This is a genomic window from Stagnihabitans lacustris (assembly GCF_025950525.1).
Lineage (GTDB): Bacteria > Pseudomonadota > Alphaproteobacteria > Rhodobacterales > Rhodobacteraceae > Stagnihabitans.
Genome location: NZ_JAPDGS010000001.1, coordinates 521,347 through 544,852 on the forward strand (window position 1 = coordinate 521,347; position 23,506 = coordinate 544,852).

General features: G+C 65.4%; 15 protein-coding genes and 1 tRNA gene. 4 read left to right on the forward strand and 12 right to left on the reverse strand.

Going from position 1 to position 23,506, the window contains the following annotated elements:
- Positions 1-107: 107 nt before the first annotated feature.
- The 4 genes from NX862_RS02535 to NX862_RS02550 form a co-directional block, all read right to left on the reverse strand.
- Entirely contained in the window at positions 108-1,409 is a 1,302-nt protein-coding gene (locus NX862_RS02535) for an NAD(P)/FAD-dependent oxidoreductase (protein WP_264492295.1), read from the reverse strand.
- Complete coding sequence (gene xth / locus NX862_RS02540) at positions 1,406-2,197, reverse strand: exodeoxyribonuclease III (protein WP_264492296.1); 792 nt, start codon at positions 2,195-2,197, stop codon at positions 1,406-1,408. Before xth ends, NX862_RS02535 begins: the two co-directional genes overlap by 4 nt.
- Positions 2,194-2,913 carry a hypothetical protein gene (locus tag NX862_RS02545; RefSeq protein WP_264492297.1) on the reverse strand — a complete coding sequence of 240 codons (720 nt, stop codon included), beginning with the start codon at positions 2,911-2,913 and terminating at the stop codon, positions 2,194-2,196. The genes xth and NX862_RS02545 overlap by 4 nt, the downstream gene beginning before the upstream one ends.
- Positions 2,914-3,145: 232 nt before the next feature.
- Complete coding sequence (locus NX862_RS02550; RefSeq protein WP_264492298.1) at positions 3,146-3,481, reverse strand: HesB/IscA family protein; 336 nt, start codon at positions 3,479-3,481, stop codon at positions 3,146-3,148.
- A gap of 396 nt (positions 3,482-3,877) precedes the next feature.
- Between NX862_RS02550 and dgt the strand changes: the two genes are divergently transcribed.
- On the forward strand, positions 3,878-5,161 hold the full coding sequence (gene dgt / locus NX862_RS02555; RefSeq protein ID WP_264492299.1) for a dGTP triphosphohydrolase: 1,284 nt from the start codon (positions 3,878-3,880) through the stop codon (positions 5,159-5,161).
- A 2-nt stretch (positions 5,162-5,163) separates the two neighbouring features.
- On the opposite strand, the gene NX862_RS02560 is transcribed toward dgt, so the two are convergent.
- Together NX862_RS02560 and NX862_RS02565 are read right to left on the reverse strand one after the other, a co-directional pair.
- Positions 5,164-5,637: a disulfide bond formation protein B gene (locus tag NX862_RS02560; RefSeq protein ID WP_264492300.1), complete on the reverse strand. Its 474-nt coding sequence runs from the start codon at positions 5,635-5,637 to the stop codon at positions 5,164-5,166.
- A complete protein-coding gene (locus NX862_RS02565; protein ID WP_264492301.1) occupies positions 5,634-6,218 on the reverse strand; it encodes a YqaA family protein in 585 nt (194 codons plus the stop codon). Before NX862_RS02565 ends, NX862_RS02560 begins: the two co-directional genes overlap by 4 nt.
- Positions 6,219-6,460: 242 nt before the next feature.
- Between NX862_RS02565 and NX862_RS02570 the strand changes: the two genes are divergently transcribed.
- The 3 genes from NX862_RS02570 to NX862_RS02580 all read left to right on the forward strand — a co-directional run bounded on the left by NX862_RS02570 (position 6,461) and on the right by NX862_RS02580 (position 16,103).
- Positions 6,461-6,544, forward strand: a tRNA-Leu gene (locus tag NX862_RS02570).
- Between the two features lie 1,201 nt (positions 6,545-7,745).
- The gene (locus tag NX862_RS02575; protein WP_264492302.1) at positions 7,746-12,158 is read left to right on the forward strand and encodes a Hint domain-containing protein; all 4,413 of its coding nucleotides are present in this window, start codon (positions 7,746-7,748) and stop codon (positions 12,156-12,158) included.
- 246 nt (positions 12,159-12,404) lie between these two features.
- Complete coding sequence (locus NX862_RS02580) at positions 12,405-16,103, forward strand: Hint domain-containing protein (RefSeq protein WP_264492303.1); 3,699 nt, start codon at positions 12,405-12,407, stop codon at positions 16,101-16,103.
- A gap of 106 nt (positions 16,104-16,209) precedes the next feature.
- On the opposite strand, the gene NX862_RS02585 is transcribed toward NX862_RS02580, so the two are convergent.
- The 6 genes from NX862_RS02585 to NX862_RS02610 all read right to left on the reverse strand — a co-directional run bounded on the left by NX862_RS02585 (position 16,210) and on the right by NX862_RS02610 (position 23,485).
- Positions 16,210-16,791: a nucleotidyltransferase family protein gene (locus tag NX862_RS02585; protein WP_264492304.1), complete on the reverse strand. Its 582-nt coding sequence runs from the start codon at positions 16,789-16,791 to the stop codon at positions 16,210-16,212.
- Between the two features lie 165 nt (positions 16,792-16,956).
- Positions 16,957-19,377, reverse strand: coding sequence for a GcvT family protein (locus NX862_RS02590; RefSeq protein ID WP_264492305.1), 2,421 nt, complete (start codon positions 19,375-19,377; stop codon positions 16,957-16,959).
- A 152-nt stretch (positions 19,378-19,529) separates the two neighbouring features.
- Complete coding sequence (locus tag NX862_RS02595; protein WP_264492306.1) at positions 19,530-20,855, reverse strand: branched-chain amino acid ABC transporter permease; 1,326 nt, start codon at positions 20,853-20,855, stop codon at positions 19,530-19,532.
- Entirely contained in the window at positions 20,852-21,862 is a 1,011-nt protein-coding gene (locus NX862_RS02600) for a branched-chain amino acid ABC transporter permease (RefSeq protein ID WP_264492307.1), read from the reverse strand. Before NX862_RS02600 ends, NX862_RS02595 begins: the two co-directional genes overlap by 4 nt.
- Before the next feature lie 3 nt (positions 21,863-21,865).
- On the reverse strand, positions 21,866-22,576 hold the full coding sequence (locus tag NX862_RS02605; RefSeq protein WP_264492308.1) for an ABC transporter ATP-binding protein: 711 nt from the start codon (positions 22,574-22,576) through the stop codon (positions 21,866-21,868).
- Positions 22,577-22,702: 126 nt separating this feature from the next.
- On the reverse strand, positions 22,703-23,485 hold the full coding sequence (locus NX862_RS02610; RefSeq protein ID WP_264492309.1) for an ABC transporter ATP-binding protein: 783 nt from the start codon (positions 23,483-23,485) through the stop codon (positions 22,703-22,705).
- Positions 23,486-23,506: the final 21 nt, after the last annotated feature.

Genomic DNA, 23,506 nt, shown 5'->3' on the forward strand with positions numbered 1-23,506 from the left:
GCGCCATCCGGACGAGGCGTCTCTTTCCCTTTCACCTTGGCCCAAATATCTCCGGCCCAAATATCTCCGGAGGGGTCCGGGGAGGCAGCGCCTCCCCGGGGGGGAGGTCAAACCTGCGATCTGCGTTCGCGCCATTTGTCCTGCGCTTGCAGGCCCCAATAGGTCAGCTGCGCCGCAATCAGGCCCAAGCGCCCGCCCGCCCAGTCAAGACCGAAGGGGGCAAAGGCCTTGATGCGGTCGGATTGGCCCAGCATGGCTTCGGCCAGGACCTTGCCGGCAATCGCCGTCGTGTTCAGCCCATGGCCGCCGAAGGCCGTGATATGCCACAGGTCCGGCGCCAGGCGCCCCAGTTGCGGCATCCGGTGGCGGGCATAGCCCATCAGCCCGGACCAGCTGTGGTCGACCCTTAGCCCCGCCAGCTGCGGATAGACCTCGACCATGGCGCGGTGCAGGTCGCGCGCAACGGCCGCATCCGGAGCCGCGCGGGTCGTGATCCGACCGCCCCACAGAAGCCGGCCTTGGGACACGCGGTAGTAATCGCTGGCGCGGCGGTCATCCAGCACTGCCATGGGGGTGCGGATCACCTCGGCCAGAAGGTCAGGCGCCGCTTCGGTCGCCATCATATAGGTGGCAATCGGCAGGATGGCGCGTTGCAGCCTGGGGATCAGCGCGCCGGTATAGCCGCCCGTGGCCAGCACGATGCGCCGCGCCGTCACCATGCCCTTGGGCGTCCTGATCCGCTGGCTGATGCCGAAATCGGTCGCCACGGCGGGGGTGTTTTCATAGATCCTGACGCCAAGGCTTTCGGCTGCCCGCGCCAGGCCCAGGACATAATTCAACGGGTGGATGTGGAAGGCCTGCCGGTCCTCGATCCCATGGTGATAGCGCCGCGTCTCCAGCCGGTCGGCGATGGCTTCGGCGTCCAGATAGGTGACGGGCAGGCCCTGGGTCGCCAGCGCCTCGGCCTCGGCGCGCAGGTCGGCGCCCTGATCGAACCGGCGCAGATGCAAAAGGCCCGGTGTCGGCTCTGCCCCCTTGATCGCGAATTCGGCGATGGTCTGGCGCAGGCGGGTGACGCCCTCGACCGACAGGGCATGAAGCTGTTCCGCCCCCGCAGCCCCTGCACGCGCCCGGATCGCGCTGGCCCCGCAGGCATAAGAGGCCGAGACGATGCCGCCATTGCGCCCCGAGGCGCCAAAGCCCAGGCTTTGCGCCTCGATCACGGTGACGCGGGTGCCGTGGCGCGCCAGTTCCAGCGCGGTGGTCAGCCCCGCAAGGCCGCCGCCGATGATCACGGTGTCGGTGTCATGCGCGCCCTTCAGCGCGGGGCGTTCGGCCCGGTCCAGGCGGGTTTCGCTATACCAGGTCGCGGGCGAGGTTGGGGCCCCCCCCTTTGCAGCGGGGCTCATGCGTCCAGGTCCACCCAGACCGGCACATGGTCCGAGGGTTTGTCGCGGCCGCGCACATCCTTGTCGATGCCGGCGTCCGACAGAAGGTCGGCGGCCTGGGGCGACAGAAGCAGGTGGTCGATGCGGATGCCGTTGTTGCGCTCCCAGGCGCCGCGCTGGAAGTCCCAATAGCTGTAGACCCCCGGCCCCGGGTGCCGGACGCGGATCGCATCGGTCAGGCCCAGGTTCAACAGCCGGCGAAACGCCTCACGCGAGGCGGGCAGGTAAAGCGCGTCCTCGGTCCAGTCCTTGATGTTGGCGGCGTCCTCGGCCTGGGGGATCACGTTATAATCGCCACACAGGACCAGCGGTTCCTCTTGCGCCAAAAGATCGCGGGTGCGGGCCTGCATCCGCTCCATCCAGGCCAGTTTGTAATCGTATTTCGGCCCCGGCGCCGGGTTGCCGTTGGGCAGGTAAAGCCCGCAGACCCGGACGGGCCGCTTGCCGATCACCGTCGCCTCGATCCAGCGGGTCTGTTCGTCGGCCGTGCCGTCAGGATTGGCGCCGGGCAGGCGGCGGGTGACATCCTCAAGCGGCAGTTTCGACAGGATCGCCACCCCGTTGAAGCCCTTCATCCCATGGGTTTCGACCCGGTAGCCCAGCCGTTCAAAGGCCTCACGCGGGAAGGCCTCGTCAACCGATTTGATCTCTTGCAGGCAGGCCACGTCGGGGGTGGTCTCTGTCAGCCATTGCACCAGCGCGTCGTGCCGGGCCTTGATGCCGTTGATGTTGAAGCTTGCGATTTTCATGCCGTGATTTGCGCCGCGGAGCGGGCGGCTTGCAACCACAAACTGTCGACCTCGTCCAGAAGGCGCGGGTCGAAGCGGTGCGCCTCCTCCCAATAGCGGCCCGAGGGGACGACATAGCCGAGTTCAGCCTCACGCATCAGGGCGCGGGTGATCAGCGCCTGATCCAGGGGCAGGGGGCGCAGGTCGGGCAGGTCGTCCAGCGTCGCACGGGGCCAGATCAGCCGCGAGGGCGCTTGGCTGAGGTTCACCGCCGCCACGCCTTCGCGCGCAGCCAGGCACAGGAACCGCGCCGACTTCGCCTCCAGCGAGCGCAGGGTGATATCGGCGCGCAAAGGATCAGGCGTGCCCTGGCCGTAAAAATGCGTCGGGCCAGTGGCGGGGTAATGCATGTCGCAGCCAAAGGCCGCGAGGACGCGGGGTTTCAGCGCATCCAGCACCCAATAGGCCGTGGTGAAGGCCATGGTGCCGCCGCCATAGACAAAGCCGCCAAAGCGGTTCTGGGCCTGGACGAAGGCGTCTTCGGCGACGATGCTTTGGCCCGCGGCGGGGGTCGGGTGGCGGTCGGCGGGAAAGTCCCAGGGGTAGATGGCATGGTCCCAGTCGGGGCGGATGCGCCAGGCGTTGTTGATCGCGACGATGGGGCCGAAATGCGCCCGGGGCCAGGCCGCGGCCTCGACGGCGGAGGGGGCCGAGCCCAGCATCAGAACGGGTTTCATCCGGCTTCTCCAGGTCAGGCCGGGCCTTTGGACGCGGCATGGGGATTATAGCATGACAGGCCGTCAGACGGCGGCCTTTTCAGCAGCTTTGTTCGGGCGATTTAGCGCGCCGGCGCCGCGGTCAAGGGAGAAGGGCGGGGAAATCCCGGCTTGGGCCTTGGGAACAGGGCGGCCCGGGGAAGGTTCGGACTGGTGAAGGTGCAGGCCCGGAAATGTTCAGGCCCTGAAAAGCTCAGGCCAGCGAGAACGAGGTTCCGCAGCCACAAGATGCGACCGCATTGGGGTTTTCGACAACGAAGCGCGCCCCGATCAGCTCGGCTGAAAAGTCGATGACGGCGTTGGACAGATAGGGCAGAGAGATCGAGTCGATCAGAACGCGCTGGCCGTCTTTCTCGATCACCAGGTCGTCAGAGGTCGGATCATCCAGCTTGATGTCGTATTGAAAGCCCGAACAGCCGCCGCCCTCGACCGCAACGCGCAGGGATTTCTGCTGGCCGGTGGCCTTGAGGATCTCGCCAAGGCGCTGAAAGGCGCGGTCGGTGACTTTGGGCGGAAAGGTGAGGGTCATCATGGGTCTCCTGAGGGGGAATGTAAGGGCAGGGCGCGCCGGGTTCAAGGCTTCGGCGTCTTCTCCATGCGGGGGGCTGCCGCCCCCCGCACCCCCCGCCATCGGGGGGACTGCCGTCCCCCCGAACCCCCCAGCCTCAAGGGGAGCCAGCTCCCCTTGAGAAACCCCCGAGATATTTGGGTCAGTATGAAAGGACGGGGGCGCGCAGTCCGGGTGGCGTCCTGTGTCGGTGGTGGGTGCCGCTTGGTCTTGTGTGCGGCCGGCAAGATGCGCCTTTTTGGGGGGGATGTAAGTAGCGAGGGGCGGCGGGGGGGCGGCGGGGCAGGGGGGCCAACCTTCACCGCTTGGCCTTTTGCCCGCGCCCGGCTAAGCTTTGGCAAAACAACGGAAGATCCCATGCTTGCCCCCTATGCCTGCCAGCCCGACCAATCCCGGGGCCGCCTGTTTCCGGAAAGCCTGTCCTCGTTCCGCTCGCCCTTTCAGCGCGACCGCGACCGGATCATCCATTCCTCGGCCTTCCGCCGGCTGAAACACAAGACCCAGGTCTTTGTCGAACACGAGGGCGACTATTACCGCACCCGCCTGACCCATACGATCGAGGTGGCCCAGGTCGCCCGCACCATCGCGGGCGTGCTGAACCTGAACACCGACCTGGCCGAGGCCGTGGCGCTGGCTCATGACCTGGGCCATACCCCCTTTGGCCATACCGGCGAGGACGCGATGGAGCGGCTGATGGCGCCCTATGGCGGCTTTGACCACAACGCCCAGGCCCTGCGCATCGTCACAAGGCTGGAGCGCCATTACGCTGATTTCGACGGGCTGAACCTGACCTGGGAGACGCTGGAGGGCATCGCCAAACATAATGGTCCAGTTGTCCGGCCTTCGCCGGACGGGGGCCCAGTTGTCCGGCCTTCGCCGGACGGAGGCCCAGTTGTCCGGCCTTCGCCGGACGGGGGCCCCGTCCGTGGCCCGAACGCGGATGAGAAACATGCCCATTCCGAAGAGGGGGGCCCCCTCCCCTATGCCCTGGCCGAGGTCAACGCCGCCTGGGACCTGGAGCTGCACACCCATGCCAGTGCCGAGGCTCAGGTGGCGGCCATCGCGGATGACGTCGCCTATTCGCATCACGACCTGCATGACGGGCTCCGCTCGGGGCTTTTTACCGAAGACGACCTGATGGACCTGCCCGTCACCGGCCCGGCCTTTGCCGAGGTTGACCGGCTCTATCCCGGTCTGGACAAGATGCGCCGCCGTCATGAGGCGCTGCGCCGGGTCTTTGGTCGCATGGTCGAGGATGTGATTGCGGTGGCCCAGAACCGCCTGTCCGCGGCGCAGCCCAAGTCGGTCGACGACATCCGCCTGTTGGGGACCACGGTCATCCGCTTTTCAAAGCCGCTGTATCAAGAGCTGAAGGCGATCCGGTCCTTCCTGTTCACGCGGATGTATCGCGCGCCCTCGGTCATGGTCGAGCGTGCGCGGGTGACGCGGGTGGTGGATGGGCTTTTCCCGCTGTTCCTGGAGCGGCCCCACCTGCTGCCGGACACCTGGACCGCCGATATCGCCGCCGCCCGCGATCAGACCGAACTGGCCCGCGTCATCGCCGATTACGTGGCCGGCATGACCGACCGCTTTGCGCTGCAAGAGGGGGAAAGACTGTTGGGTATCCCCGCTCAGGCCTAGGCCTAGGCCTTGCGCGTCGCCGCATAGACCCACACGCCGACCAGGGCCAGCGAGGCCAGCATGTTCCACGACGCCATCGACAGGCCGAACATCTCCCAGGCCACCTGGTCGCATTGCACGACCGGCGCGGCCTGGATCTTGGCCAGAAGGTCCTTGGCCGACAGCGCCGACACATCGCCCGAGGTGCAAGTCGAGGGCCCAAGCCACCACTTGCGCTCGACCCCGGTGTGATAGGCGCCGATCCCCGCCGTTGTCAGTGCGGCCAAAGCGCCGGCCCAGGGGATCACGCGCGCCAGCACGGTGTTGCGCAGGGCCAGCATCAAGGCCCCCAGCGCAATCGCCGCCGCATGGGGCCAGCGCTGCAACAGGCACAGATGGCAGGGCGCCATGCCGCCGATATATTGGAACCCGAAGGCCCCGCCCAACAGCGCGGCAGAGCCCAGGGCGGCAAGCAAAGAGGCGGTCAGACGGGTCATGCGAAGCTCTTGATCAACCAGAAGGCAATGGCGGCCACGATCACCAAAACCGTCGCCAAGGCAAGGCGCTTCTTGATCACTTCGGCGACAGTCTCGCCATAGCGCGCCAAAGCCCAGCCCAGGATCAGGAACTTGCCAAAGCGCGCCACGATGGCGGCCGCGATGAAAAGCCACAGATTGAAGCTGACCGCGCCGGCCAGGATCGTCACCACCTTCATCGGCGGCAAATGCGCCGCGCCCGATGTGACAAGCAGCAGCAACAGCATCTCGACCCCGGTGCGGGCCTTCAGCGCCTCGAAGGCCTCGACCGAGTTCCAGAATTGCAACAGCGGCAGGGCCACGAGTTCAAACAGGTAATGCCCGATCACCCAGCCAAAGATCCCGCCCAACACCGAAGCAAGCCCCGCAATCACCGCATAGCGCATGGCGCGTTCGGGGCGGGTCAGGCACATGGGCAGGAACATGACCTCGGCCGGAACCGGAAAGAACGAGCTTTCGGCAAAGGCCACGAAAGCCAGAAGCGGTTCGGCCCGCTTGGAGCGGGCGGCGGCGGTCAGACTTTGGGCCATGCGTGCGAACATGGGGTCCAGATGGCCCGCCCCGGGCGCGCGGTCAAGAGGGGGCGGGGAAAGCCGCCGCCACAGGGTGTTGACGGCGCCAAAGACAGGGCTTAAACGATGCCCGGACAGCGGGGCGACCCGGTGTTCGCCCGGACCGCGTGACGACTGCCTTCGTCGTGCGCTCCGTGGCTGAACTTGGGGCGAAGCCCCCTTGGTCAACGACCGTGCCCTTGCCGCAAGGCCTACCTGGGGGTGCGTGATGTGCGGGCGTGGCGGAATGGTAGACGCGACAGACTCAAACTCTGTTTCCGCAAGGAGTGTCGGTTCGAGTCCGACCGCCCGCACCATTTAAAATCAAGCACTTACAGATCAGTTGCGAAAGTTGACCGTCCGAGCGTCCGAGTGCGTCCGGCCGGACGATGGTTTTCGGGGCGGTGGTCAGTCGGCCCGCGCTCCGCATGACACTGGCGCCGGGATGTCGCGATCAAATGCACCTTTCGCCGCACGATGCGGCGCAGGCGACTGCTGGTCCCGCCGCCGCGATCGCGGCAAAGGCACAATCGCAGCTTTGAGGGAGATGGCACCCCCCGAAGTTTGCCCCCCCGGGCTTTGGCACACCCGGGATCTTCGGTGGTTTTGCGGGGCAAGGTGGGAACATCCCCGGAACGCATCGCGGCATTCCCGTGGCCTTTCTGCGGCCGGTGATTCGGTCAAAGCCTGCCCCGCCAATGCGTTAGCGGGCAAAAATCCCGGCAATTTTCCGCAATTGATGCTCAACTTGAAACTTGCACCAGGGGCGGAGACCGGATTTGGGCGGAATTCAGGCAAATTTTCGGGGTCGTGGTAAACAGAAGGTTGCGTTTCCATTCTGGCGACACTTGCTGCAGGTGCAAAGTCGGTCTTTCGCGAAAAGGGAAGGGATTCAAGGCGCAGCGCCGATTCCTTCATGTGGCACTGTTTCCAGGCCTTTTACAGTGCGCAACCTTGAGGAGAAGATTTTCCCCTTCTTGCCGCGGCACCGCAGAATTTCCCCCCTGCTGCGGCCCCGGTTCCGCCGTTTTTTCACTTTTCCTGAACCTTAACGCCGGGTAATCAAGACGTGTCCTGCCCTGGTGGGACAAGGCCGTGGGGGCGGTCTGTAAGTGGTGTTGCACTTGACGGTGCAGGAATGTTGTTAAAAGACCGAGCGGTTTCGACGCTGCGTCGAACCCTGCGGGCCAGAAGGCCCCGCTCGCCTTTTGGCGTCCTCCTGCCACCCGACCATCACGACAGTCCGGCATTCGGGCCGCGCATCACTTGCGCAGCCCGGATCAGGAGCTTTGCGGCTCCTGCATTTCGGAGAACGGGGGTTTCCCCCAGAGGCGTGGAGTGGTCGGTGACGAAACCTGGCAAAATTAGGCGCAATGACCTGCGGGTCTGCTCGATTCTGTCGGTGTCGCCTGCCCTGTCCTCTGTTTCGGCGGCAAGAAATGAAGGGGATCGGGTATGACGCTGTGCTTCTTTTACACTGACTTTTGGGGCAACAAGTGCTGGGTCGATTCCAGCTGCGTGAGCCAGCGTTCGGACGGCTGCTGGTATGACCAGTATGGCCGCAAATGCCAGGACACCCGGGACGGCACCGTCGAGGGCACCGCGGGCAACGACCTGATCGACTACAATTACACCGGCGATCCGGAAAAGGATCTGATCGACCACAATGATGCCATCCTGGGCAACAAAGGGTCGAATGACGATGTGGTTTACGCCAATGGCGGCAACGACACCGTGATCGCGGGCGAGGGCCATGACACCGTTTACGGCGGCGACGGCAACGACAGCCTGTCGGGCGGCAATGGCAATGACAACCTGCAGGGCGAGGCGGGCAATGACACGCTGACCGGCGGGTCGGGCGCGAACGTCGAATATGGCGGCGCGGGCGATGACAAGTTCATCGGCGGCGCGGGCGCGGACACGTTCTTTGGTGGCACGGGCCAGGACAATATCGACTATTCGAACTCGGCCTCGGGGGTGAACGTCAACCTGTCGACCGGCGTCCTGTCGGGCGGCGATGCGGCCGGCGACAGCGTCGGCAGCGGGATCGACGGTGTCATCGGGTCGAATTCGGCCGACAGCCTGACGGGCTTTGACAGCCAGGGCACGACCGCGGGCGATGTCTATACCAACCAGTTCTGGGGCAATGGCGGCAACGACACGATCACGGGCGCGGGTGGGAATGACCTGCTGTATGGCGGCAACGATCAGGACAAGCTGGACGGCGGCGCGGGCGACGACCTGATCGCGGGCGACGCGGGCAACGATTCCATCGACGGTGGCACGGGCCAGGACACGATCTATGGCGACAGCGCCACGACGGCGGCGCCCTCGCCGGTCACGATCACCCTGACGGGCGATGCCGGGGCCTATGACTGCAAGCTGTTCGTCTATTCGATCAACCCGGTCACGGGGGCGATCACCAATATCCAGACGCTGAACACCGACACCGATGTCGGCATCGGCACGAATTACACCTATAACGTCGCGCCGGGCACCGTGATCGGCGTGGGCATCGTCTCGCCCGATGGGACCTATTATTCCTCGGGGTATGGTGGGCGGATCGGCCTGAACAACGACAACCAGATCCACACCAAGGGTCTGGGCGTTGATGCCAATGGCGCGGTCAACATCGGTTTTGAAGACACCAAGGCGCTTGGCGACAAGGACTTCAACGACGTGTCGGTCAAGGTCAACCTTGGCACCTCGGGCGCCAGCTTTGACAATGCGCATTACACCTATACCTCGGTCACGCCGTCGGACGCGGGCGCGGGCCATGACACGGTCAATGCTGGCGACGGCAACGACCTGGTTTATGGCGGCGCGGGCAATGACGTGCTGGCCGGCGAAAAGGACAATGACACCCTGTCCGGCGACAAGGGCGACGACACGTTGAACGGCGGCGCGGGCAATGACAGCCTGTCGGGCGGCGACGACCGTGACGTCTTTGTCGGCGGCAATGCCGGCGACAAGGTGGACGGCGGCGAGGGCGGCAACGACCTGGACACGCTGGATCTGCGCGGTCTGGGCCCTGTCACCGTGGTTTACGACCCCGCCAATCCCGAGAATGGGACGATCCAGTTCCTGTCGGGCTGGGGTGGCACGGTCACGGGGTCGATGTCCTTCACCAATATCGAAAACATCCTCAAGGATGCGCCGCCGCGCGATGGCTATGTCGACGGCACCACGGGCAATGACCTGATCGACGGCGCCTATACCGGCGACCCGCAGGGCGACCGCATCGACGCCAATGACGCGATCATCGGTGGCGCCGGTCCGAACGACGACGTGGTCCGCGCCGGTGAGGGCGATGACACGGTCCGCTCCGGCATCGGCAACGACCTGGTCTATGGCGGCAACGGCAATGACTCGGTCGAGGGCGGCGAGGGCAACGACACGCTGAACGGCGAGGCGGGCAACGACAAGCTCTTTGGCGGCGCGGGCAATGACAGCCTGGACGGCGGCACGGGCGATGACACGCTGACCGGTGGCGAAGGCCGCGACACCGCGGTGGGTGGCGAGGGCAATGACGTCATCGACACCGGCTCGGCCACGGATGCGCCCGATATCGCGGTGCCCGGTTTCAATGGGGCCGACACCGATCCGAACGACGACCGCGATCTGGTCTATGGCGGCAATGGCGACGACGTGATCCGCACCGGCGATGACGCCGACACCATCGACGGCGGCGAGGGCCGCGACAGCATCGACGCGGGCAGCGACGCTGACCTGGTGACGGCGGGCGCTGGCAATGACACGGTTGTCGGCGGCGAGGGCTCTGACACGATCGAGGGCGGCGCGGGCGATGATCTGATCACCGCGGGCATCGTGACCTCGGGCGCTGCGATCCCGGATGCGACCGACCCGGCGCCGAACAACGACCGCGACCTGGTGCGCGGCGGTGACGGCAATGACACGATCATCGGCGGCGACGATGCGGACACGCTGTATGGCGACGCGGGCAACGACCGGCTGGATGGCGGGATCGACGACGACAGTCTGATCGGCGGCGCGGGGCAGGATACGGCCCTGGGCGGCGACGGCAATGACGTGATCGACACCTCCTCGGGCGCGGGCTCGCCCGATATCGGGCTGGGTGCGGCGGGCGATGCAGATGTCAACGACGACCGCGACTCAGTCTCGGGTGGCAATGGCGACGACGTGATCCGCACGGGCGACGATGCCGACACCATCGACGGTGGCGACGGGCGCGACAACATCGACGCGGGCAATGATGCCGACCTGGTCACGGCGGGCGCTGGCAATGACACCGTCGTCGGCGGCGAGGGCTCTGACACGATCGAGGGCGGTTCGGGCGATGACCTGATCACCGCCGGGATCGGGGCGGGCGCCATTCCGGATGCAACCGATGGCGCGCCGGGCAATGACCGCGACCTGGTGCGGGCTGGCGACGGCAACGACACCGTCTTGGGTGGCGATGACCGCGACACGATCTATGGCGATGCCGGCAATGACGTCATCGACGGCGGCATCGACGATGACAGCCTGTTTGGCGGCGACGGAAGGGACTCGATCCTGGGCGGCGACGGCAATGACGTCATCGACACCTCCTCGGGCGATTTGGCGCAGCGTCCCGACATCGGCTATCCGGGGCTGTATGCCGCCGATACCGACGTCAACAACGACCGTGACACGGTCGATGGCGGCGCGGGCGATGATGCGATCAAGACCGGCGACGATGCCGACCTGATCACCGGCGGTGACGGGCGCGACACGATCGACGCGGGCACCGACAACGACACCGTCTATGGCGGCGCGGGCGCCGACAGCATCGTGGGCGGCGAGGGCTCTGACACGATCGAGGCCGGCACGGGCAATGACGTCGTTTACGGCGGCTATGGTCCGGGCGTGCCCGACAGCGTCAACATCCCCGACGCGACCGATCTTGCGCCGACCAACGGCCTTGACCTGATCCGTGGCAACGAGGGCGATGACACGCTCTATGGCATGGACGACAAGGACACGATCTTTGGCGATGCCGACAATGACCTGATCTATGGCGGCATCGACGACGACAAGCTTTATGGCGGCGCCGGCAATGATGCGGTCAATGGCGACGAGGGCAATGACACGCTTTACGCCGATGCGGGCCGCGACACCCTGACCGGTGGCGCCGACCGCGACGTCTTTGTCGGCGGCAACGCCGGGGATGTGGTCGATGGCGGCGAGGCTGGCAACGACTACGACACGCTGGACCTGACCGGCGCTGGCCCCTTGAAGGTGATCTACGACAGCGCCAATCCGGAAAACGGTGTGGTGCAGTTCCTGGATGCCGACAAGAACGTCACCGGCACGATGACCTTCACGAATATTGAAAACGTCATCCCCTGCTTTACCCCCGGCACGCTGATCGCGACGCCGCGCGGCGAGGTTCCGGTGGAATCCCTGCGCGCCGGCGACCGGATCATCACCCGCGACAACGGGATGCAGGAAATCGCATGGGTTGGCCGTCGTGACCTGTCCTGGGCCGACCTGAACGCCGCTTCGCATCTGAAGCCGGTTCTGGTCCGGGCCGGATCGCTGGGCAATGGCCTGCCGGAGCGCGACATGCTCGTCTCGCCGAACCACCGCCTGTTGGTCGCCAACGACCGCACGGCGCTGTATTTCGACGAACACGAGGTTCTGGTGGCCGCCAAGCACCTGACCGCCGCCAAGGGCGTTCATTCGGTCGATGCGGCAGGGGTCAGCTATATCCACTTCATGTGCGCTCGCCATGAAGTCGTGCTGTCCAACGGCGCCTGGACGGAAACCTTCCAGCCCGGCGACCAGACCCTGCGCGGCATGGGCAATGCCCAGCGTTCGGAAATCTTCGACCTCTTCCCCGAGCTGAAGACCGATGCCGGGATCGAGACCTATCAATCCGCCCGCAAGACGCTGAAGCGTCACGAGGCCGCGCTTTTGATGCGCTAACAAGTTATGCAGCTGGTCGGGGATCACCCCGGCTCTGGGAAAGGGGGGCGCAGGCCCCCCTTTTCAATTTCAGGCCCCCTTGGTTCCATATCGGCCCGCAGGTTCTGCAAGGCCCGGCGTCCCATTCGGGCAAAAAAGTGGCCCGCTGCCCGCATCCCGCCTTGATTGCCCGGAAAACGCCACGGGTCCTGCCGTATTTTAATAGAATTTGCCTCTTATCCGAAGGGCTTAGCCTCGGAGACGCAGATGGCCACCTATAACGACACGCTCAATGTCAACAATTCCCAGACCGGGACAGGCTTTGCCGACACGATCTATGGCAATGGCGGCAATGATACCTTGTCGGGGGCGGGCGGGGTCGATGCGATCTATGGCGGCACCGGCAATGACATCCTGGATGGCGGGACCGCGGGCGACTCGCTTTTTGGCGGTGGGGGCGACGACCGCATCCTTTTGACCGGAACCTTCGGGGCCGACACGATCCAGGGCGGCGAGACGACGGACGAGGTGACGGGCGACACGGTCGACGCCAGCGCCCTGACCGCGGCGATCTCGGTCGTGTTTTCGGGGGCCGAGGCGGGAAGCATCACCTCGGCCAACACGACGGCGACCTTCTCGCAGATCGAGGGCCTGGTTCTGGCGGGCCTGGCCGACAGCCTGAACGCGACGCTGGCCACCTCGGCGGTGACGGCCGATCTGGGCGCGGGCAATGACACGGCCTGGGGCGGCTCTGGCGCCGATACGCTGATCGGGGGCGGGGGGGCGGATTCGATCCTGTCCGGGGCGGGCAATGATCTGGTTTATGACGAGGCCCAGAACAACACCAATGCCGGGGCGGCCGATTATGTCGATCTGGGCGCGGGCGATGACCGCTATATCGGCACCGGGATCGGGGCCACGGATACCGACCAGATCTATGGCGGCACGGGCAATGACCAGATCACGGCGCTGGGCGGCAATGACTCGCTTTATGGCGGGTCGGGCAATGACACGCTGACGGCGGGCAATGACACGCTGACCAGCGCGGGCGACCAGCTTTATGGCGGGCTTGGCAATGACCAGCTGAACGGCGCGGGCACGGCCGACACGCTGGACGGCGGCGATGGCGCCGACACGCTGACGGGCGGCGCGGGCAATGACATCCTTTACGGCGGCGACACGCTGGCGGGGGCGGGCGGGACCTTTATCCTGAACGGCAATTTCACCGCGGGCACGGCGAATTGGTCGGGCACGGACATGGAGGTCAATCCCGAGAGCGCCTATTTCACCGGCGGCTCGACCAGCAACATGACCGTCGAGATGGACGGCAACTCTGGTCAGACCACGGTCATGGAGCAGAGTTTCACCGTGGCGGGGACGCAGGCGGCGACGCTGTCCTTTCGGGCGGCGCTGCGTGCGTCGCCTGCGGGCACGGCGGGGGTTGATGGCTTTACCGTCACCGTGGTCGATGCCAACGGTGCTGCGATCCTGAGCCAGACGGTTTTGCCCGCTGCCTGGGCCAATTATACCTTCAACTTCACCTTCCCCAGCGGCGGCACCTATACGCTGCGCTTCACCGAGGTTGGCAACAACGACAGCATCGGGTCGATCCTGGACGATGTGCAGATCACCGGGTCGTCGGTGGCCTATGACGCTGCGGGCGATGTGATCTCGGGCGGGGATGGGGATGACACGATCTATGGCTATGCCGGCAACGACAGCCTGTCGGGGGATGCGGGCAATGACAGCCTGATCGGGGGCGAGGGCGATGACACGCTTGCGGGCGGCGATGGCGCGGACAGCGTCAATGCCGGCGGCGGCAATGACCGGATCATCCTGTCCTCGACCGATACGATCGACGGCGGCGCGGGTCTTGACACGCTGGACGGCACGGCGGGCACCACGGCCGAGGTCGTGACCTTTACCAGCGGCACCGGCGGCACGACCAATATCGGCACCGGCTTTGCCAATATCGAAACCTTTGTCAGCGATCAGGGCGCGGACCGCTATGATGCAAGCCTGGCCACCGGGCCGCTGACCATCCTGACCGGGGCCGACAATGACACGGTGACGGGCGGGGCGGGCAATGACACGCTGGACGGCGGCAGCGGCGACGACAGCCTTGCGGGCGGCGCGGGGGCGGACAGCATCACCGGCGGCACCGGGGCGGACACGCTGGCGGGGGGTCTGGGCGATGACCTGCTTTCTGGCGGCGACGACGCCGACCGCTTTGTCATCGCAGCCACGGGCGGCGCCGATCAGGTCTTTGGCGGCGAGGGCGGCACGCTGGACCAGGACACGCTGGACCTGTCGGCCCTGACCACCGCGGTCACGGCCGCGTGGTCTGGCGCCGAGGCGGGCACGGCCACGACCTCTGGTGGCGCGGTCACGTTCGCGGGGATCGAGCGGCTGACCACCGGCACCGGCGCCGACACGCTGAACGCCAGCGGCTCGCCCACCGGGGTCTGGCTGGACACGGGCTCTGGGGCCGATGTGGTCACGGGGTCGGGCGCGGCGGATACGGTCGCGGCCGGGGATGGCGCGGACAGCGTTCTGGCCGGGGGCGGGGCGGATGTCGTCGATGGCGGCCTTGGCGCCGACACGCTGTCGGGCGAGGCGGGGGCCGACAGCCTGACGGGCGGCGAGGGCGCCGACGCGCTGTATGGCGGGACCGAGTCCGACACGCTTGCGGGCGACGCGGGCAATGACCTGCTTTACGGCGGCGCGGGCAATGACAGCCTGTCGGGCGGCACGGGCGACGACTCGCTTTTGGGCGAGGCCGGGGATGACACGCTGCAGGGCGGCACCGGGTCGGATGGCTTTGTCTATCTGGCCGATGGCTTTGGCGCCGATGCGGTCACTGGCGGCGAGGATGTCGGCAGCGCCGAGATCGACTATATCTATGCCGATCTGCCCGGTCCGGTGACGGTGGTCTATTCCGGGTCCGAGGCCGGCACGATGACGGCCCCGGGCGCGGGCAATGGCACGGTCAGCTTCTCGCAGATCGAGGCGCTGTGGACCGGCGCCGGGGCCGACCTGATCGACGGCCGTCTGAACGGGGCGGGCGGCTATGTCCTGACCAATGACGGCGCGGATACGATCTGGGGCGGGGCAGGGGTCGAACAGATCTATGCCGGAAGCGGCGCGGATTCCATCGACGGTGGGGCCGGGGCCGATCAGGTCTTTGGCGGCGCCGGCAGCGACTGGATCAAGGGCGACAGCGGCGACACGGTCGACGGCGGCGCCGGGGATTTCGACACGCTGGACCTTTCGGCCTGGGGCTTTGCCCGGACCAATGTGATCTACAGCGCCACCGATCCTCAGGCTGGAACGGTCGAGTTCCTGAATTCTGATGGCACGGTGCAAAGCACCATGACCTTCTCGAACATCGAGAAAGTCATGCCCTGTTTCACCCCCGGCACCCTGATCCAGACCGGTCGCGGCGCCGTGGCGGTTGAATGCCTGGCGCCCGGAGACCTGATCCTGACCCGCGACAACGGGGTCCAGCCCCTGCGCTGGATCGGCAGGCGGGCGCTAAGCCTGGCCGATCTGATCGTTCAACCTCGGCTGCAACCGCTGCGGATCACGGCGGGTAGCCTTGGGGCGGGCCTGCCGCGGCGTGACCTGACCGTGTCGCCGCAACACCGCATGTTGATCGAGGGCGCGCGGGCCGAGATGCTGTTTGGCGAGGCCGAGGTTCTGGTGGCCGCCCGCCATCTGGAGGCCACCCCGCTTTTGCCGGCCGGTGTCACCTATATCCACCTGCTGTTTGATGCCCACGAGATCATCCAGGCCGAGGGCGCCTGGACCGAAAGCTTCCAGCCCGCCGCCCGGATGCTGTCCGAGATGGAGGCCGAGACCCGCGCCGAGATCGAGGCGCTGTTCCCCGACCTGTCCCATCAGGGCTTCCCCGCGGCCAGGCTGTCGCTGAAGGCGCATGAGGCCAAGGTGCTGCTGGCGGCGTAAGACGCGTCGCAAGTCCCGGGGGGGCTTGGCCAAAGCCCGCCCCGGGACTTGCGCTCTGTCATCTATCCCCGCCACAGGCCAGAGGCGAGATGGCATCTTGCTTGCGTCAGCCCGCGCCGTTTTGTGACGCGCGCCAGGCGGCCCAGGCCTCGGGCGTGTCCAGATCGGTGGTCGCATGACATCCCGGCAGGGCGATCCGCTCCAGCAGGTGGGGATTGTCTTGCAAGATCACCCGCGCGCCCGCATCCCCCTGCAGCGACGCAAAGGCCGGTCGCAGATGGGCCGGAAAGATCACCGGATGGCCGGGGGTCCCCGTCTGGTCGGTGGCCTGCAGGATGGAGGCCGGCCGCAGCTTGTGCCGCGCCAGCATCGCCATCAGGTCATGCCGGGTGATATCGGGCATGTCGGCGGGCAGCACCATCAGGATGCCCGCCCCCGCAGCCCCGCGCCGCAAAGAGGCCGCCAGCCCCTCGGCCGCCTCGGGCACCTCGCGGATTTCGACGGGCAGGCCTGCGATCAGCGCCCGGCGGGGATCGTTCACACGCAGGGTGACGATGACATCGCGGCGCAGGGTCAGGGCACGTGTGACGGTGCGGCGGAGGAGCGGTTCTCCGTCGATCAGTTCGGCCAGCTTGTCGCGCCCCCCCATGCGGGACGAGCGGCCTGCAGCGGGGATCAGAACATCCATCTTGGTCTTTCGCGGAACCCGCAGGGGGTTGCACACCCCCTGCACCCCCGTGGAGTATTTGGGTCAATGTGAAAGGGCAAGGGGGCGGTGGTTTGCGGAAGCGGCGCGTCCCCGGGCAGAGGACGCGCCGGTCAAGCGGGCGGCGAGCGGCTGCGTAGCCCGGGTTTACCCGCGCATGCGGCCCTGGTCGTCCCAGAGCGGCGCGAGGTGGACGCGAGCTTTGCGACGCTGGCCGAGGATTTCGACCTCGACTTCCAATCCGTCCTGAACGCGGTCAGCCGGAATGAAGCCTTGGGCCACGGATTTCCCGGTCCAGTGGCTGAAGCCACCGCTTGTGCACCAGCCGACCACGGCGCCGTCCAACCAGATCGGCTCCCAGGCGACGACATCGGCGTCGTCGGCATCGACCACCAGGGGGACCAGCTTGCGACTTGGGCCCTTGGCTTTCTCGGCCAGCGCTGCGGCTTTGCCGATCCAGTCGCAGGGCTTGTTCCAGGCGATGAACTTGTCCAGACCCGTTTCGGCGGGGGTGTAGTCGGGCGAGAACTCGCGGCCCCAGCTTCCGAACCATTTGTCCAGACGCAGCGACATCATGGCGCGCATGCCGAAGGGGCGCAGGCCCAGGTCTTGGCCCTTTGCGTTCAGGATATCCCACAGGTGGCGGACCGACATGTGATCGGTGAAGATCTCGTATCCGAGGTCGGCCGTGTAGCTGACGCGTTGGACGATGCAATTGGCCATGCCCACGGTCAGGCGTTTGACGTCCATGAACTTGAAGGCCTCAGGCCCGACATCGGCGCGGGTGACGCGGGACAAGAGCTCGCGGGCTTTCGGCCCGGCGATCTGGAAGCCCGACCGCGCGTCGGAGATGTTCTCGACGCTGACGCCGGGTTCCGCGTGTTGTTCGAACCAGCGGCTGTGCCAGCCCTGCGCGCCATAGCTGGCGGTCAACTGGAACTCGACCTCTGACAGGCAGGATACGGTGAAGTCGCCGATGATCTTGCCGCTTTCCGCCAGCATGGGCGTCAAAGACAGCCGCCCCGGCTTGGGGATGCGGCCCGCCATGATGCGGTCCAGCCAGGCGCGGGCATTCGGCCCCTTGACCAGGTATTTGCCGAAATTCTGCACCTCGTTGATGCCGACGCCTTCGCGGACGGCCATGACCTCTTGGCGCGTGGCCTCCCAGGCGTTGGAGCGTTTGAACGTGGGTTCCTCGTAGCGGGGTTCGCCGGGTAGGGCGTAGTAGTTCGGGACCTCAAGCCCGTATTGCTGGCCCCAGACGGCGTTCAGGCTCTCGTTGACCTCATACATCGGGGTCGTGCGGAAGGGGCGGGCGGCCGGGCGTTCTTCGTTCGGATAGCCGACCGAAAAGCGCATCTGGTAGTTTTCGATGACCTTCGGCACCGTATAGCCGGGCGAGGTCCAGTTGCCAAAGCGCGCCACGTCAAAGCCGCGGGGGTCGCGTTCGACCTCGCCGTGGATCATCCATTGCGCCAAGGCCAGACCCATGCCGCCGCCTTGGCTGAAACCGGCCATGACGGCGCAGGCGCTCCAGTAGTTGCGCAGACCCGGGACCGGGCCGATCAGCGGGTTGCCATCGGGGGCGAAGGTGAAGGGCCCATGGATCACGCGCTTGACGCCCGAACGCTCCAGCACCGGGATGCGGCGATAGGCGAAGTTGACGGAGTCTTCGATCTTGTCGAATTGCTCGTTCAACAGCTCATGGCCAAAGTTCCAAGGCGTGCCATCGACGGCCCAGGGCTCGCAGGGCTTTTCGTAAAAGCCGATGCACATGCCACGGCCTTCCTGGCGGAGGTAGAATTCGCCGCCCGGGTCCATGACATGGGGGAATTCGCGGCCCGCCTTCAGGATGTCCATGATTTCCGGGATGTCATCGGTGACGATATATTGGTGGGCCATCGGGAGCAAAGGCAGGTAGACGCCTGCCATGGCGCCGATTTCCCGCGCCCAAAGGCCGCCGGCGTTCACCAGATGCTCACAGTAAACCGTGCCCTTTTCGGTGACGACCTCCCAGCCTTCGGCGGTCGGGTTGGTCTCCAGCACGCGGCTGTGCAACACGATTTCCGCGCCGCCCATGCGCGCGGCCTTGGCATAGGCGTGCGTCGTGCCCGAAGGGTCCAAGTGGCCGTCCAGCGGGTCATAAAGGCCCCCAAGGATGCCCTTCACATCCACCAGCCCATCGGTCAGCTTGGTGATCTCGGCGGGCGTCAGGATCTCGGTGTCCAGCCCCATATAGCGGTGCTTGGCGCGTTCGGCCTTCAGCTGTTCGAACCGCGCCTCGTTGTCGGCCAAGGTCACGCCGCCGACATGGTGCAGCCCGCAAGACATGCCGGTGATCGCCTCCAGCTCTTTATACAGCCGGATCGTATAGCCCTGCAGCGCGGCCATATTGGTGTCGCCGTTGATCGTGTGAAAGCCCCCCGCCGCATGCCAGGTCGAGCCCGAGGTGAGTTCCGACCTTTCGATCAGCATGACATCGGACCAGCCAAGCTTGGTCAGGTGATACAGGACCGAACAGCCGACGACGCCGCCGCCGATGACCACCACGCGGGTATGGGTTTTCATGGGATTTCCTTGTGAAACCGGGATTGGCGCCAGATGACGCCGGGCCAAGGCGCGCGTCACGTCAATCCGCGACAGAAAGCGTCGCAAGCAGACTATGGTCGCCAATTGAAAAGGGCCGGCGCTGGGCCGGCCCTTTCATCAGCTTGCATGGCTTACTTCTCGGGGATCAGGCCCCTGGGCGCAAACCGCAGCACGATCAAAAGCGCCAGCCCCAGGGTCAGAAGTCGCATCTGCGGCGCCACGTCGATCAGGTGAGTCTTCAGGTCGCCATCCGGCATCCCCGCCGTGATGGCCGCGGCAATCATCGGCCCGGCATTGTCGACGATCAGCCACAGCCAGCCGACCAGCAGCCCGCCCAGCACCGAGCCCCAGTTGTTGCCCGACCCCCCCAGGATCACCATGATCCAGATGAGAAAGGTGAACCGCAGCGGCGAGAACTCGCCCGGGACCAGTTGGCCCAGCATCGAGACATACATCGCCCCCGTCATCCCCACGACGGCAGAACCGAGGATGAAGATGATCAGATGCTGACGCTTGACGTCCTTGCCCATGGCAGAGGCCGCGATTTCGTTGTCGCGAATGGCGCGCATCATGCGGCCCCAGGGCGAGTGGACGGCGCGTTCCAACAGCCAGATCAGGATGCCCAGGATCAGGGCAAAGATCGCGCAATAGATCAGCTTGACCAGGATGGTCGAGGCGGTGGTGGGGTTCAGCCCCCATTGCGCGCACAGGTCCAGGAAGCTTTGCGTCTTTTGCAGGTCGACTTCATAGGGCACCGGCCAGGGGCGCGGCAGGCCCACGAAGTTCTTGACCCCGCGCGACATCCAGTCCTCGGATTTCATCGCGGTGATGATGATTTCCGCGATGCCCAGGGTGGCGATGGCCAGGTAATCTTCGCGCAGGCCAAGGGCGATCTTGCCGATGGCCCAGGCGCCCGCAGCGGCGAACAAAGCGCCCACCGGCCAGGCCAGAAGCGAGGGCAGGCCCAAGCCGCCGATATTGCCATGGGTGGCGGGGTCATAGGCCTCGATCGCCGCAACCGCCGGGTCGAAGATGGCGCGATACAGGAAAAAGCCGCCGATCAGCACGACGGCGAGCGCAAGGCTGCGGCTGCGACCCTGGGGCAGGGCGCCCCAAACCCGGACCCCGACCGCGATGATCAACAGCGCCAGGACCAGGGCCGCGATGACCTGCCAGCCGGCAGAGCCGAGGAAAACGCCGTCTCCTGTCGCAGCAAAGGCCTCGGGCACCGGTTGGCCCGAGATGAACACGACGGCCAGGCCACCCAAGGCGACCGACCCGACGATGCCGGTCGAAAAGAGCCCGGCATAGCCCCATTGCATGTTCACGCCCAAAGCGGTGATCGCGGACAAAAGCCCGATCACCAGGATGGACAGCGACACGTTCCAGGACAGCATCTGCCCGGTCAGGATATACAGAAGGGCGACGCCGCCGAAGAGGACGATGTTCTTCATCACGAGCCTCGCTTTCCGAAGATGCCATTGGGCATGAAGAGCAGCACCAGGATCAGGATCGAGAAACTGACCGCGAATTTGTAATCGGTGCTAAGCAGTTGCAGCAGGTTTTCCGGCGCCCAGGCCTCGGGGACGATATAGGTCACGACCTTTTTCCAGGCATAGGTCAGGAACACTTCCGAGAAGGCGACGATAAAGCCGCCCGCGACCGCGCCCAGGGGCGAGCCCAGGCCCCCCACCACGGCTGCGGCAAAGATCGGCAGCAGCAATTGGTAATAGACAAAGGGACGGAAGCTTTTGTCCAGGCCGTAAAGCGTGCCCGCGATGGTCGCAAGGATGGCCGCGATGACCCAAGTCACCTGAACGACACGGTCGGGGTTGATGCCCGACAAAAGCGCCAGATCCTCGTTGTCCGAAAACGCCCGCATCGACTTGCCGGTGCGGGTGTTTTGCAGGAACCAGAACAGCGCCGCCATGGTCACAAGCGCCGTGACCAGGGTGATCGCGGTGGAGCCCTTGATCGCCAGACCCTCGGCCAGGCCGGTCATGGCCTTGAAATCCCCCGCCGAAATCAAAAAGCGGCCGCCATCGGCGAAGTTCTGTTCCTCGGTGCCGATGATGATGCGCACGACACCATTCATCACGAACATCACCCCGGCCGAGACGATGACCAGGATGATCGGCTTGGCCTTTTGCTTGCGGTAGAATTTATAGACCGCGGTGTCGGTGCCAAGAAGCAGGGCCGAAGTGGCCACGATCCCGAAAGGCAGCGCCAAAAGCGCGGTGGGCAGGGGCGCAATCGAGATCCCCAGCGATTGGAACCACCAGGTCATCAGGATGACGACCGTGGTCCCAAAGGCCATGGTGTCGCCCCAGGCAAAGTTGGAAAACCGCAGGATGCCAAAGATCAGCGTGACCCCCAGCGCCCCGATGGCCAGCTGTGCGCCATAAGAGGCCGCGGGGATCACGACAAAGTTCAACAGGGCGATCAGAGCGTTCAGAAAATCCATGGCTCAGCCCCCCAGGAAGGTGCGGCGGACGTCCGGATTGGCCATCAGGGCCGCGCCGGTGTCGGTGAAAGCGTTCTTGCCCTGGACCAGGACATAGCCCTTGTCGGCGATGTTCAGCGCCTGGCGGGCGTTCTGTTCGACCATCAGGATGGAAATCCCGGTGCGAGCGACCTCGATGATGCGGTCGAACAGTTCGTCCATGACGATGGGGGAGACGCCTGCAGTGGGTTCGTCCAGCATCAGGACGGAAGGCTGGGTCATCAAAGCGCGACCCACGGCGACCTGCTGACGTTGACCGCCCGAAAGCTCTCCCGCCGGTTGGCGCCGCTTGGTTTTCAGGATCGGGAACAGCGTATAGACCTGTTCAATCGTCTGTTTGATGTCATCGCGGCGCAGGAAGGCGCCCATCTCCAGGTTCTCTTCGACCGTCATGGTGGTGAAGATGTTGTGGGTCTGGGGCACAAAGGCCATGCCCTTGGCGACGCGGTCTTGTGGGGACAGCTTGGTGATGTCCTCGCCGTTCAGCCGCACGGCACCGCCGCGCAGCTTCAGCATCCCGAAGACCGCCTTCATTGCGGTGGATTTGCCCGCGCCATTCGGGCCGACAATGACCGCGATCTGGCCCTTTTCGACGGCAATGGTGCATTGGTGCAGGATATCGACCGGGCCATAACCGCCCGTCATCGCATCCCCGATCAGGAAGGGTTCGCTCATCCCCTTTCCCCTTTCATACTTGGCAAAATACGCTCTGGGCTTTGCCCTTGGTTTCGCCACGGATTCAAGAAACCGATGGCATGAGGGGCGCAGACGGCCCCCCTGCGTGCCGCCAAAGCCAAAGCGTCAGCCATGGGCCACCACCTTGTTCTTCAGCCCGGTGCCAAGATAGGCCTCGATCACGCGTTCATCGGATTTCACTTCCGCCACGGTGCCTTGCGCCAAAACCTTGCCCTCGGCCATGACGATGACCGGATCGCACAGCCGCTGGATGAAATCCATGTCATGCTCGATCAGACAGAAGGTATAGCCGCGTTCCTTGTTCAGCCGCACGATGGCATCGCCAATCGTGTTCAGCAGCGTGCGGTTCACGCCCGCGCCGACCTCGTCCAGGAAAACGATCTTGGCATCGACCATCATGGTGCGGCCAAGCTCCACCAGTTTCTTTTGCCCGCCCGAGATATTGCCGGCTTTTTCATCGGCGATATGGCTGATGGTCAGGAAGTCCAGCACCTCATCGGCACGTTTGCGCAGCGCGGCTTCTTCCTCGGCCACGCGGCCGCGGTTGAACCAGGCGTTCCACAGATTCTCTCCGGACTGGCCGGCGGGCACCATCATCAGGTTTTCCCGCACCGTCATGGACGAAAACTCATGCGCGATCTGAAAGGTGCGCAGCAATCCCTTGGCGAAAAGCTGGTGCGGTTCCAGGCCAGAGATGTCCTCTCCGTCCATCAGAACCCGCCCCGAGGTCGGCTTCAGCCGCCCCGCAATCACGTTGAACAGCGTGGTCTTGCCCGCTCCGTTCGGTCCGATCAACCCGGTGATCGACCCGGTCTTGATTTCCAAAGACGCACCATCCACGGCGCGAAAGGCCCCGAAGTGCCTGTGAAGGTCCTCGACGACGATCATGATTCCCCCTGTTGGCCTTTG